General features: G+C 55.9%; 13 protein-coding genes and 1 pseudogene. 8 read left to right on the forward strand and 6 right to left on the reverse strand.

The window, feature by feature from the left end; all coding sequences use genetic code 11:
• Positions 1-104: 104 nt before the first annotated feature.
• Together H6973_04960 and H6973_04965 are read right to left on the reverse strand one after the other, a co-directional pair.
• The gene (locus tag H6973_04960; GenBank protein MCP5124989.1) at positions 105-1,508 is read right to left on the reverse strand and encodes a DegQ family serine endoprotease; all 1,404 of its coding nucleotides are present in this window, start codon (positions 1,506-1,508) and stop codon (positions 105-107) included.
• A gap of 76 nt (positions 1,509-1,584) precedes the next feature.
• Positions 1,585-2,679, reverse strand: coding sequence for a nucleotidyltransferase family protein (locus H6973_04965; GenBank protein ID MCP5124990.1), 1,095 nt, complete (start codon positions 2,677-2,679; stop codon positions 1,585-1,587).
• A gap of 209 nt (positions 2,680-2,888) precedes the next feature.
• Between H6973_04965 and H6973_04970 the strand changes: the two genes are divergently transcribed.
• Genes H6973_04970 through H6973_04985 form a run of 4 tightly spaced genes read left to right on the forward strand, consistent with a single transcriptional unit; the run spans position 2,889 to position 5,056 of the window.
• Positions 2,889-3,218 (forward strand): hypothetical protein, encoded by a 330-nt coding sequence (locus tag H6973_04970; GenBank protein ID MCP5124991.1) that lies wholly within the window; start codon positions 2,889-2,891, stop codon positions 3,216-3,218.
• A gap of 15 nt (positions 3,219-3,233) precedes the next feature.
• Positions 3,234-3,527 (forward strand): HPr-rel-A system PqqD family peptide chaperone, encoded by a 294-nt coding sequence (locus tag H6973_04975; GenBank protein ID MCP5124992.1) that lies wholly within the window; start codon positions 3,234-3,236, stop codon positions 3,525-3,527.
• A gap of 53 nt (positions 3,528-3,580) precedes the next feature.
• Positions 3,581-4,447 carry an HprK-related kinase A gene (locus tag H6973_04980; GenBank protein ID MCP5124993.1) on the forward strand — a complete coding sequence of 289 codons (867 nt, stop codon included), beginning with the start codon at positions 3,581-3,583 and terminating at the stop codon, positions 4,445-4,447.
• Positions 4,448-4,474: 27 nt separating this feature from the next.
• Positions 4,475-5,056, forward strand: a complete 582-nt coding sequence (locus tag H6973_04985) for a thioredoxin family protein (GenBank protein MCP5124994.1) — start codon at positions 4,475-4,477, stop codon at positions 5,054-5,056.
• Here H6973_04985 and purU read toward each other — a convergent pair.
• From purU to moaB, 3 genes are read right to left on the reverse strand one after another with little or no spacing between them, the layout of a single operon-like run.
• Positions 5,053-5,904 (reverse strand): formyltetrahydrofolate deformylase, encoded by an 852-nt coding sequence (gene purU / locus H6973_04990; GenBank protein ID MCP5124995.1) that lies wholly within the window; start codon positions 5,902-5,904, stop codon positions 5,053-5,055. The two genes, H6973_04985 and purU, sit on opposite strands and share 4 nt — an antisense overlap.
• 56 nt (positions 5,905-5,960) lie before the next feature.
• Entirely contained in the window at positions 5,961-6,872 is a 912-nt protein-coding gene (gene rssA / locus H6973_04995) for a patatin-like phospholipase RssA (GenBank protein ID MCP5124996.1), read from the reverse strand.
• 54 nt (positions 6,873-6,926) lie between these two features.
• Complete coding sequence (gene moaB / locus H6973_05000) at positions 6,927-7,442, reverse strand: molybdenum cofactor biosynthesis protein B (GenBank protein ID MCP5124997.1); 516 nt, start codon at positions 7,440-7,442, stop codon at positions 6,927-6,929.
• Between the two features lie 107 nt (positions 7,443-7,549).
• On the opposite strand from moaB, the gene H6973_05005 reads away from it, so the two are divergent.
• From H6973_05005 to H6973_05020, 4 genes and pseudogenes are all read left to right on the forward strand, one after another.
• A complete protein-coding gene (locus tag H6973_05005) occupies positions 7,550-7,990 on the forward strand; it encodes an Hsp20/alpha crystallin family protein (GenBank protein ID MCP5124998.1) in 441 nt (146 codons plus the stop codon).
• Positions 7,991-8,053: 63 nt separating this feature from the next.
• Entirely contained in the window at positions 8,054-9,010 is a 957-nt protein-coding gene (locus H6973_05010; protein ID MCP5124999.1) for a DnaJ domain-containing protein, read from the forward strand.
• A 34-nt stretch (positions 9,011-9,044) separates the two neighbouring features.
• A complete protein-coding gene (locus H6973_05015) occupies positions 9,045-10,421 on the forward strand; it encodes a DegQ family serine endoprotease (GenBank protein ID MCP5125000.1) in 1,377 nt (458 codons plus the stop codon).
• 80 nt (positions 10,422-10,501) lie between these two features.
• A pseudogene (locus H6973_05020) lies at positions 10,502-11,676 on the forward strand (IS630 family transposase).
• Between the two features lie 93 nt (positions 11,677-11,769).
• On the opposite strand, the gene H6973_05025 reads toward H6973_05020, so the two are convergent.
• Positions 11,770-13,191: a hypothetical protein gene (locus tag H6973_05025; GenBank protein ID MCP5125001.1), complete on the reverse strand. Its 1,422-nt coding sequence runs from the start codon at positions 13,189-13,191 to the stop codon at positions 11,770-11,772.

The following is a 13,191-nucleotide window of genomic DNA, read 5'->3' on the forward strand; positions in this document are numbered from 1 at the left end:
AACCGCAGATGAATAGGCGGGTTAGCATAGCGCAACCCGCCATAACCGAAGTTGAACAGAGGGCGGGTTACGGGCTGACGCCCTAACCCGCCCTCGTTATTCCGTCACTCGGCCTTTGCCGGAATCGTCAGCGCCAGAAACAGCGCGCCGTTATCGCGTTTGACCAGGATGGGGATCGGTCGTCCGGTCGGCAATTCCTTGACCAGCTTTCCAAACTGGTCCAGGTCGGTGATTTCAACATTGTTCAGGCGGGCAATAATGTCCCCCGAACGGATGCCAGCGCTGGCTGCAGGACCCTCGTTCACTTCCTTAACCAATACCCCTTTGGCGCCTTCTTTCTGCTGATTGACGGCTAATTCACTCACCACCAGGCCCAGTCGGCCGCCGGAGGGCGGTACGGCAATCGCCTGCTGTAACTTTTGGTCCTCAGGCAATTCTTCAAGCTTGATCGTCAACGTCTGTTCCTTGCCTTCACGGATCAGGGTCAGCGGCGCGCTGGAACCAGGCCGGATGCGTCCGACAAGCGGTGGCAGCTCGCTGGACTGGTGGACAGGCTGGTCGTTGAAGGCGACGATAATATCGCCGACCTGGACGCCGGCGGCCTGGGCCGGGCTATCAGGCAACACTTGACCGACCAGCGCACCGCGTGGCTTGTCGAGATTGAAGGATTGCGCCAGTTCCGGAGTGACTTCCTGGATCATAACGCCCAGCCAGCCGCGACTGACCTTGCCGCCAGTCTTGAGTTGCTCGATGACTTCCATCGCCACATCGATGGGTATGGCAAAGGACAGACCCTGATAACCGCCGGAGCGGCTGTAAATCTGTGAATTGACGCCGATCACCTCACCGTCGAGATTGAATAGCGGACCGCCGGAGTTGCCGGGGTTAACCGCAGCGTCAGTCTGGATAAAGGGTACATAGCTATCGCGGGGCAGGCTGCGACCGAGAGCGCTAATAATGCCCTGAGTGGCGCTGCGCTCAAAGCCAAAGGGCGAGCCAATCGCCAGCACCCACTGGCCGACCTTGACCTTGCCGATGTCGCCAATTTTCACCGTTGGCAAGGACTTGTCGGCTTTGACCTTGAGTAACGCAATATCGCTGCGGCTATCCTTGCCCACGACTTCGGCGGGCCATTCGGTGCGATCAGAGAGACCGACGATGATGCTGTCCATCTCGTCGACGACGTGGGCGTTGGTAACCACGTAGCCATCTGCAGAGAGGATAAAGCCGGAACCGACCGAGGAGCGTGGTTGCGGGACGGAATCGGGCATTTGATCGAAGAATTTCTTGAAGTAGTCGAAGAACGGGCTGTTCTCGGGGATGGGCGGATGATTACGCCAAGGCCGATCCTTTTCCTTGGGTTCCGATTTGGTGTTGATGCTGACCACCGCTGGGCTGTATTTCTCGACCAGGGTGACGAAATCAGGATATTCGGCGGAATGGGCGGCAACGGCCCAAAACAGGGCCAGAGCGGCGACCAGCCAGTAGGGCTGTTTCAGTCGTGGCATGGAAATCCTCCCGGAGGATGGGGTAGATGAGTAGGGAAGTGGTCGAAAAAACCACGGGGTTAGCGGGGATTGACCATCAGAGACGGGCTTGGTTCGTCCTTCCCGGTTTCCACTGTAGCCAGGCTTTATAGCCGAGGTGACGAGCGAGCAGCAGGGGCGGCATGCGCAGCCAGTGGGAGCGGATGTAGAGCAGCCAGCCGGCGATGGCGGGACCCCAGCGACGGGGATGCTCGCTTAACGCGACCTGGTCGATGAGCCGATCCATGATTTGGAGAAGGAGCCAGGGCGGCCTGACGCTTTTGAGCGCCTGATTGACGTTTTCCGGCACGGGAGTGTCGAGAATGCGCCGGGTATAGCGCAGGGCGTAGAAGAGTGGACGGCTGAGCTTGAGTTGGCGGGCGCGTTGTGGCAGGTTTTCCCAGAAACCAGGTTCGCGTTGGTTGAAGTAGGTGAGCAACTCGTGCAGATCGAGGAGATCGCGCAGGGGGTTGCCGAGTTCTTCCTGGAAGGCGTGGGCAGCGCTGTGCAGCACCAGATCAGCGGGACAGAAGACGTGGAATGGGGTGTTGGGTACGGAACGGGCGGCGGCGATAAGCAGGGCCGGATCGGGTTTGAGGCGGCTGGTTTCCGGTAGAATGGTATGGTGAACGTCGAGGATGGTTCCGCGCAGCCGGTGGCGCATGGGCGGCAGTTCGTGCATCCATTGCCGGTAGTATTTCTGGTCGTAGTCGGAATTTTTTACAGTTTCCCATCCGTGCTTTTGCAGGATTTTTTCCAGGGTCGGCAGGCGCGCTTTGGGAACCATAATGTCCACGTCTGACACTAAACGGCCATGCGCGCAGGGTAGACTGCTCATCACGTAGGCAGCGCCCTTGAGTAAAATCACTGGAAAATCAATCTTGCCAAGATCGAACAAAGCGCGCTGAATGCGATTGCATTCCCAGCGGATGCGGCGTTCGTGTTCGGCGGCGATGATGGATGCGGCTTCGAGATGGGGTTGCACTTGAGGAGGCACGCGGTTGAGTTGACCTTGTGCTTCCAAGGTGGTGTAAAGTTTAGCCACTACCCCGACCCGCCGCGCCCAGGGTAGTAAATGATCCCATTCACGCAGACTAACTTTTTGTAATAAATCTTTTTTTTTGAGAATGTCCGGCAAGGTGCAGGATGACATGTCGTGAAAGTCCGGTTTGAAAGTCATCAGGATTATGGCAAATTTTACAACTTGAGATGTTGGGCTGCTTTGAGATTTGATCAAAAATTATTTAATAACAAATAATTGTGATATCACTCTTAATCTGGAACAATCATTGCATTAATTTTACCTAATCGATCAACTTCAGTCTGCCGTCCTGGAGCGGTACAGCGTTTAGGAGTCGAACAATGACTGAGCATGATGACAAGCAAGTGGCCAGCGTGGATGCTATGGCGAATGCTGAGCCTTCCAAGGGGCGGCGGCGGTTGGTGAAAGGACTGATTATTGGGACGCCTGCGATCATGACTATCAGTCATAATACGTTTGCGCAAGCAATTACTAGTTTGGGATACCAGGAAGGATTAGATAAACTATGTAATAGTAGTTTTGTAATCAGAGATGGCGATAACAATCTAATCGGTGTTAACGTAAGTACACAATCTTACTCATCTTTTATAAACAGATGGGGAGGTGACGACACAATCTGTGGTGTTCCTCCTCCTCCTCCTCCTATTTAATGCTTCTTGGAAAGCATGATTGATCATATAAACTGTTGGGCTTTTCAAGTCAGTCGGGTATCGTGTCATAAATTTGATGATGACCGCTATTTCCTCTTCGATAAGCTATCAGGTAGAACTCATTTAATTAATGAGTTTTGTATGAATGCTCTAAGCATTCTTCAGCAAGGCTGCTTAAGTGCTGAGAGCCTGCTTACCGCTCTCAGTGAAGAAAATGGTTTTTTTATCGATGAAGAATGGGTTATTTACATTGACAATATGTTAACCGATTTAGATGAGCAAGGGCTGATTGAACCATCGACGCTGTGAAAATTAGTCAGTTAGATCTAGCGCAGTTATCGTCTTTTTTACGATCAGAGGGATTGATTTTTGCTGTTGGTCCCTTTGTTTTTCGCTTGTCCTGTCCAGCACTGGATATACCAAATTTAATCAACCGTCTTTATAGTGACTACAAAGTTGCGCAAGATCATTTGTTCTGTGATTTTCACATCAAAATTGTCCACAAAAAGAAATGGTGGTTTGCTAAAAATCCTCAATGGCTTTTTGGTACGGATGATGATCTGCCAGTTCCGTATGTACCCTTTCCTGAAGACACTATCCTTCCTTTCTTGGAATGGGGTACTAATTGGTGTGTTGCAACTCAAGCACATCAATATCTGATGCTGCATGCAGGGATGCTGGAAAAAAACGGTAAGACTTTGTTGTTGCCCGCTCATCCTGGTTCTGGAAAAAGCACTATCTGTGCAGCCCTATGTCATCGAGGCTGGCGATTGCTCACCGACGAAATTGCATTGGTGAAACCGGTTAATCTGAATTTAGTTCCTTTTCCACGTCTAATTCCACTTAAAAATCAAGCAATTGATGTTTTTCGCTCATTCGCGCCAGAAGCGGTGATGGGGCCGGAATTTCCCAAAACTCATAAAGGCACCGTTTGTCATGTGCGTCCACCTAAGGACAGTATCGACCGTTCCAATGAGATTGGCTGCGCCCGCTGGATTGTTTTTCCACAATTCAGGGCTGGTGCATCAATGACCTTAAAACCTCTTGATAAAACCCAGGCTTTTATCCAACTTACCGGCCACTCCTTCAATTACGAACTCATCGGCCTGCGCGGCTTCCAAGCTATGACCGCCTTGGTCGACGTCTGCGACTGCTACACTTTCGAATACGGTGGCGACCTCGAACAAGCTGTCGCGCAACTCAACGCCCTGGCGGACGGTCTTATTTAGCCAATCCAACGCAAAGGGGACCCGCTCATGGCCCAAACCGCCTCCACCATGCTGCCACTCGGCACCTCTGCTTCCAATTTCAGCCTGCCCGAACCGGCCACCGGCAAGACCCTCTCCCTCAGCGACTTCCAAAGCGCTCCGGCCTTGTTGATCATGGTCATCTGCAACCACTGCCCATTCGTCAAGCACATCCGCCAGGGCCTGATTCAGTTCGCCCAGAACTACCAGCCCAAGGGCTTGGCCATCGTCGCCCTCAGCGCCAACGATGCCGCCAACTACCCCGACGACAGTCCGGCGAAAATGGCTGAGGAAGCCAAAGCTTTCGGCTATCCCTTTCCCTATCTGTACGACGAAAGCCAATCTGTGGCCAAAGCCTATCACGCTGCTTGCACCCCGGACTTCTTCCTGTTCGACGCCGAAAGCAAACTGGCCTATCGTGGCCAATTCGACGGTAGCCGACCCGGCAACGCCATTCCCGTCACCGGCGCCGACCTGCGCGCAGCGGCGGACGCCGTTCTGGCCGGTCAACCTGCCCCCACCGACCAGAAACCCAGTATCGGTTGCAATATCAAGTGGAAAGCCGGCAACGAACCGGATTACTACTGCTAACGCAACACCACCGTTTTGCCGCCGTTCAAAAACACCCGGCGCTCCAGGTAATAATGCAGCGCCCGGGCCAACACGATGTTCTCAATGTCGCGCCCGACCGCAGCCAACTGCTCCGGCGTCTGCGCATGATCCACTCGCTCTACTTCCTGCTCGATGATTGGCCCTTCATCCAGATTGGCGGTGACGAAATGCGCTGTCGCGCCGATCAGCTTCACTCCACGCGCATACGCCTGATGATAAGGCCGCGCGCCCCGAAACCCCGGCAGAAAGGAATGATGAATGTTGATCGCCTGCCCCTCCAGCGCCGTGCATAACTCCGGCGACAGAATCTGCATATAGCGGGCAAGAATCACTAGCTCTGTGCCTGTTTGTTCAACCAGATCAAGAATCTGCCGCTCCTGCGCCGGTTTGGTCACCGGCGTGACCGGCAGATGATGATAAGGAATCGCATGCCACTCGGCCAGATGCGCCAACTCGCGATGATTGGACACGATCGCCACAATATCCATCGGCAACGCGCCAGTGCGATGCCGGTATAGCAGATCGTTCAGGCAATGCTCAGCGGTCGAAACCAGAATCATCACCCGGAGTCGGCGGCGCGGATCATGCAGATGCCAATCCATACGGAATTGAGTGGCCAGCGGCGCGAAATGCTCCGCCAGAACCGGTTCAGTGGCCTCATCCAGATCAAAAACCAGCCGCATGAAGAATCGGCCCGATTCCGTATCGCTGAACTGATCAGATTCAATGACATTTCCATCATGAGCCGCCAACAGACCGGATACCGCCGCCACAATGCCCACTCGATCCGGGCAGGTGATCGTTAAAATATAGCGAAGAATTTGCATGATCGTCTTGACCGGTTGCGCTGAAAAGCCGGCATTGTAGGCGAAACGTCCGCGATTTACTCACCAGCATCTGGAAGATTCAGCGCATCCCTCAACAGCGGCATCTGCCGCCGCACACAATCCATACCCGCAGCGATTGCTTCAGCAGCATGGTCAAAATCCATTAATCCCAGATGGGCCAGACGCGGCGCCAACACCACATCCGGTGGATCGCCCGCCATGCGCGTTCGGGTGATGCGATCTTGCATGATGCTGATCGCACCGGCCATGACATCAAATAGTCCGGGCGGCTCTTCCTCCAGCTCCGGCATCGCTGGTTGATGATTGCCCAGCACTGCCAGCCAGCCAGCGCTGAGCCGGGCTAGCAGCGGATTTGGCGCAGCGCGGCGCAGCGTGCGCAAGTTGAAATGCCGACCGACAATATCCCCGTTCAAATTCACTGCGATCACCTGTTCAGCCCTCATCGCCCGGCACAGCGAAATCGGCAACGGGTCGACCAGTCCGCCATCCACCAGCCAGCGATTCTGGTAACGCACCGGACTAAACAAGCCCGGTAGGGCAATGGATGCCCGCACCGCTTCCAGTAATGAGCCGCTCTGAAACCAGACCTCGCGACCGGTATGCAGATCGGTCGCCACCGCTCCAAACGGCTTAGGCAACGTCTCGATCAGCGCCTCCTCGACCCGCTCGCGGAACGCCTGCATCAGCCGCTCGCCCTCGACGCCGCCTAGGCGCAGATCCATGTAGCGGATAATCTCCCACCAATCGATTTGAACTACCCATTGCTCCAGCTGGTCCAGCCGGCCGCTGGCGTAAGCGGCCCCAACCAGCGCGCCAATCGACGTACCCGCGACAATATCCGGGACGATGCCGGCTTCTTCCAGCGCCCGCAGAATGCCGATATGCGCCCAGCCGCGCGCCGCGCCGCTGCCCAACGCAATGCCGAGTCGAGGTTTGCCGGATCGCATGGTTTAACTATAACGGATCACGAAGTCCACGGTGAGGCTCCCTGATAGCAATGGCTATTCCCGCAACCGGGGCAACAATTGCACCAGATTGCAGGGCCGAGTGCGAGCGTCCAGTTGCGCCTGCAGAATGCGATCCCAGCCAGTGCAACAAGCCCCGGTCGATCCCGGTAAGCAGAAAATAAACGTCCCATTGGCTAACCCGGCCAGCGCCCGCGATTGCAGCGTCGACGTCCCGATCTCTTCCCAGGACAGCATTCGGAACAATTCGCCGAATCCTTCGATGACCTTGTCCAGCAATGGCCGCACCGCCTCCGGTGTACTGTCCCGCCCAGTCATGCCGGTGCCGCCCGTCATTAGCACAATCTGCACCGCTGGATCGGCAATCCAGCGCGAGAGAATCGCCCGGATTTGATAAATATCATCGGAAACAATGGCTTTTTCCGTCAACCGATGACCGGCCAGGGTCAATCGCTCCGCCAGAGTTTGCCCAGAGGCGTCGTCCGCTGCGGTCCGGGTGTCAGAGACCGTTAACACCGCTATATTTAAGGGTAGAAACTCCGTTGCGCTCATGCTCGCCTCCTGTCAGCGGTCGAAGAAAAATGGCGCGAATCTCTTGAAATCCGCTTCGTTAGCCTTATTTAAATGATAACAATCATTCACTGAGCGAGGCTCTTACCATGAACCCGACCCATTATGAACCCTGGCAACAAGTCCAACGCCTGCGCCGCGAGCTCGACCGCATGTTCCAGCCCTATCAGACGGGAGACGATCAATCCAGCGTCGCCACCTGCGACTGGATTCCTCCGGTTGACATCAAAGAGGAAAAGGATCGCTATGTGCTGCGCGCTGATATTCCAGGCGTCGATCCCAAGGATATCGAGATTATCGCTGAAAATGGCGTTTTGACCATTCGCGGCAATCGTCCCAGTGAAACCCGCGAAACTCGCGTGGGCTACAGTCGGGTCGAACGGCCCTGCGGTAGCTTCTACCGCCGTTTCAGTCTGCCGGATACGGCTGATCTGGCGCAAATCGCCGCCCGCAGCATCAACGGCGTACTGGAAATCGGCATTCCCAAGCTGACCCACACCGTGTCGCGGACCATCAAGGTCGAGGGCTAAATCCCGAACCCGTGATCGGTAGCGACAAACCACCGGTCACGTCCCTAACCGCCTGGAACCGCTATGGAATATAAGGACTACTACCAAATCCTCGGTGTAAACCGCGATGCTTCGGAAGAGGCGATTAAGAAAGCCTATCGCCGGCTGGCGCGCAAGTATCACCCTGATGTCAGCAAGGAATCGAGCGCTGAGGAGCGTTTCAAAGAGGTTGCCGAAGCCTACGAAGTGCTGCGTGACAAGGAAAAGCGCGCCGCCTACGATCGATTGGGCAGCAACTGGCGAGCGGGTCAGGAATTCCGTCCGCCGCCGGGTTGGCAGGGGCGGGGTGGTGGTTCGCACACCCACGCCGGTGGTTTCAGCAGCCGCGATTTCAGCGACTTCTTCGAGTCGTTGTTCGGCGGCATGGGCGGACGCGGCGGTTTCAGCGGCATGGGCGGCATGGGCGGTGGGTTCGCGACTGCCGGACAGGATCAGACCATCGGTCTGGAAATCAACCTGGAGGAAGCCTACCAGGGCGGCAGTCGCACTCTGCAACTGCAAACGCCGGAACGGGATAACAGCGGCCAGGTCGTTAATCGAACGCGCACTTTGAACGTGAAAATTCCCGCGGGCGTGACCAATGGACAAAAGATTCGCTTGAGCGGCCAGGGTAGCGCGGGTATGGGGGGCGGTCCCCGCGGCGATCTTTATCTGGAAGTATCGATCAAACCGCATCATCTCTACAAGTTGCGCGGACGAGATATCAGTGTGGAGCTGCCGCTGGCGCCCTGGGAAGCGGCGCTGGGCTGCAAGGTTGAAGTACCGACTCTGGGCGGAATGGTCACCCTCAATATCCCAGCTAACGCCAAGAACGGGCAGAAGTTGCGCCTGCGCGGTCGCGGATTGCCGGGCGATCCGCCAGGCGATCAATTTGCCGTGCTGCGTATCGTCAACCCGCCGGCGGATACCGAAACCGCCCGCGAGACCTTTGAGCGCATGAAACGGGAATTGCCATTCAATCCACGCGCGCACTGGCGCTGATTTTTGTTAAAAACCTGAAACCTGAAACAGCCAAATGAACACACAACGCTCTCTGCTATCGGCGATCGTGCTGGCGCTGAGCCTGATCGTCGCCTTCCCCGCACCGGTGCTTGCCGCGCTGCCCGCGACGCTAGACGGTCAACCTCTGCCCACCCTGGCGCCGATGCTGGAGCGAGCGACTCCGGCAGTGGTCAACATCGCCACTGAAAGTCAGGTGGCGCTACGCCGCAATCCCCTGCTGGATGATCCTTTTTTCCGGCACTTCTTCAACATTCCCGATCAACCGCGCCAACGCCGGACGCAAAGCGTCGGGTCCGGGGTTGTGGTCGATGCTCGGCGCGGCTATGTGATTACCAATCATCACGTTGTCGAAGGCGCTAGCACCATTACAGTGACATTGAATGATGGACGCCAACTGGACGCTAAAGTCATTGGGTCCGACCCGGAAAGCGATGTAGCCGTGATTCGCATTCCCAGCGAAAATCTGACCGCCTTGCCGCTGGCTGATTCTGATCGCCTGCGGGTGGGAGATTTCGTGGTGGCGATTGGCAATCCTTTTGGTTTAGGTCAAACAGTGACTTCGGGGATCGTGAGCGCCCTGGGTCGCACCGGTCTGGGCATTCAGGGCTATGAGGACTTCATTCAGACCGACGCTTCGATTAATCCCGGCAATTCCGGCGGAGCGCTGGTCAACCTGCGCGGCGAGCTGGTCGGCGTCAATACAGCGATCATCGCGCCGGGCGGTGGCAATGTCGGCATCGGTTTCGCTATTCCCTCCAATATGGTCTCACGGTTGATGAACCAGATCATTGAGCACGGTTCGGTGCGGCGCGGACAACTCGGCGTGTCGGCGCAGGATCTTACTCCGGAGCTGGCGCGGGCGTTCAATATTCCGGCTAATCAGGGCGCGGTCATTGCGCAAGTCGTTCCCCGCTCCGCCGCTGCTCGCGCGGGTCTACGGGAAGGCGATGTGGTGTTGCGAGTGAATGACCGACCGATTCGCGACTCGAACAGTTTGCGCAACGCTGTTGGCCTGCTGGAAATCGGGGCCTCCGTGCAGTTGGATATTTTGCGCGATGGCCGTCCGCTGACGATTAAAGCGAAAGTCGGCGAGTATGTGCCGGACAAGGCGGAAGGTGATGATCTCAATCCACGATTAGCGGGCGCAGTTTTTGAGGACATCGGGCCAAATTCGCCGCTGGCCGGAAAGGTGCAGGGCGTCCGGGTCGCCCGCGTGGAATCGGGCAGCCCGGCGGCACAGGCGGGATTACGTTCGAATGACGTGATTACCGCGATCAACCGCCGGCGCGTATCCAGCACCGATGAGCTGCGACGCATCGCCGCTGACAACAATACCTTGATGATCAATCTGATTCGCGGTCGGGGGGAATTGCTGTTAGTGTTGCGGTGATAACGCCTAGTGGGCTGACACAGAAGTTTTGACAGGTAGCGGTGGGTGCCCTATGGTTGAGATCAACAGGAGGAATCACCATGGCCCACAAGTATCTGGTTGATCTAACTGAAGAGGAGCGGGAAGACCTGCTGAAGGTCATTCATAAAGGCAAGGCAGCGGCGCGCAAGGTTGCCCGTGCCCATGTGTTGCTGCAGGCTGCGGAAGGGGCGACGGATGAGGCCATTGCCCAAAGCCTTCACTTGGGGATTTCGACCGTTCATCGTACCCGTCAACGGTTTGTCGACGAAGGGTTGCTGGCGGCGTTAAGCGAGCGGCCACGAGTCGGTTTGCCCCCGGCCTTGACCGGCAAACAGGCCGCCTTTCTGGTCGCCTTGGCCTGTAGTACCCCGCCCGCTGGCCGTTGTCAGTGGACTCTCCAATTGTTAGCGGACCGCTTCATGGAACTCCGGCCCATCGAAGCCATTTCCCGTGAGAGTGTGCGGCGCATCCTTAAAAAAACGACCTCAAACCCTGGCAACGTCAAGAATGGTGTATTCCCAGTGTCAGTCCCGATTATGTTTGGCATATGGAGGATGTGTTGGACCTGTACGCCGAACCCGATGATCCTCAATACCCCCAAGTGTGCTTCGATGAAAGTCCGGTGCAATTGACCAGCGAAACCCGCTGTCCTCAACCCGCCCGCCCGGGTCAACCGGCGCGCTATGACTGTGAATACAAACGCGAAGGCACCGCCAATTTATTTCTATTCGTACAACCCTTGCGCGGGTGGCGTCATGTTAATGTCACGAAACAGCGCACCAAACGCGATTTTGCCCAGCAAATGCAGCAACTCGTTGATGTGTACTTTCCGAAGGCGGAGCGAATCCGGTTGGTCGTGGATAACCTCAATACCCACACTCCTGCGGCCTTGTATAGTGTCTTTTCTCCAGAGGAAGCCCGCCGGATCACCCGCAAGCTCGAATTTCATTACACCCCCAAGCATGGCAGTTGGCTCAATATGGCGGAATGTGAGTTCGCTGTTCTCGCCGGCCAGTGTTTGAATCGCCGCATTGCGAACCTCGAAACTTTGCGGAAGGAAATCGCCGCTTGGCAAGGCCCACGCAACCTACGTCAGACCAAAATCCACTGGCAGTTCGGCACCGACTTGGCCCGGGTCAAACTCAAGCGCCTCTATCCTCCCTTGAAATCTTCTGAAACCCCGGTGGACCTAGAAACCTCTGAACCTGTCAAAACTTCTGTGTCAGCCCACTAGGCGTTGGCGATTAATATTGAAAAGGCCAAGTCTGCATTCATCTCATGGCATTGTCACCCTCTGCCCCCTTTGAAAAAGGAGGGGAGTGAATAGTTATTGTAGTTCGACCCGATTCTGCTTCTGGTTATAACCCATGTGGGCGATAATCTCGTAGTCCAGCCCGGCTTTTTCACCGGCATCCACATCGGTTTCGAACTGCACGGTCTGGAAATCATGCAGAGCCGGATTCAGTTGGCTGCGGAATACGATGTCCCCTGGATAGTCGCGGCGAATTTGCAGATGAATCGGCTTATCGCGGTAATTGCGAATTTTCTGCCGATAAACCGTATGTTCATCCCAACCTGCTACCTGACTGTCCAGTTCCAGTTTGAATCCGTCATCGCCCAACTTGCGATACAGATTACCGCCCTTGATTTGGAACCAGAGATTGTCCCGGTACACCTTTTGTTTGACCAACTCGAAAATCACGGATGGGTCAACGCCCAGGTTCAGTTCAATCTTGTCGCCGATGGGGACATATTTCAGGTTTTGGGTCGCCAGATAGCTCAGCCCTTCGTCGCCATTCGCGCGGAAGACCCGGAGAACGCCGTCTGGAAGCGGCGTACTACCCAGTTTTGACGCCGCGTCATTTTTCATTAAATACAGGCGCGTCAGTTGATCGCCGTACTCGCGGGGCCGGTAGCGATACTCGACCGTCATCGGCACCGCCTCCGCTTCGAAGCTGCGCAGGCGCTTGGCCCAGCCGTTAGGTACGGTTTCCGTACCCTCGATGGTGTAGATGAAGTATTCGCTCAGTCCTTCCTTGATAATTTCCTTGGGCGCTTCCATCTCGGCGGCGTCGGCAGCCGTTGCGCCACTCATCATCAACGCGCGCGAAGGGGCCATCATCTTGCGAGCGGCCTTTTGCCGATAATCCTGGTATTCCTCGCGTTTGAGTTCGTTTAACCGCCCTGCCGGCAATTTGGCCAGTTCAGCGATTTTCTCGACCAGATTGATCGTTCCAACCACCAGCCGTACTTGGGCATTTTCGTAGTCTTCGCCGGAGAGATTTTTCACCCGGACGAAGCTTTCCAGCCGCAGGTGGGTTTCATCAGGATTGGCGACCGCCAGATAGTCCGCCGCCCAGGAGATGCCCGAGGTGAAATAAGTGATCTCGATGATCGCCTCATAACCGGCGTCGCTCTGTACATTCCAGTAAAGCGTTTGTGGTCGGTCATGCGGGAAAGTGGTGTCGAGCACTTCCAACCCGACCTTGGGTTCGCGGAACTTCAGTTCCACCGAGGTCGGGTCAATCAGAGTATTGGCCCAGGAGAATTGCAGTGGGTTGACGCCTTTTTTGAACGTGACCACGCGACTTTCCCGCACCAAGGTCAAATCCTCCGAATTGTAAATGGTCAATTGCACGGTGCTCCGTTCCGGGACGGTAGCCAGATCGACGTTGCCCGCCGAAGCCGTCAGCGGCAGCCATAACCCCAACAAGCCTAATAACCAGACGTTACGATTCATTTTCGTCAT

Source organism: Gammaproteobacteria bacterium, assembly GCA_024235095.1.
GTDB lineage: Bacteria > Pseudomonadota > Gammaproteobacteria > Competibacterales > Competibacteraceae > UBA2383.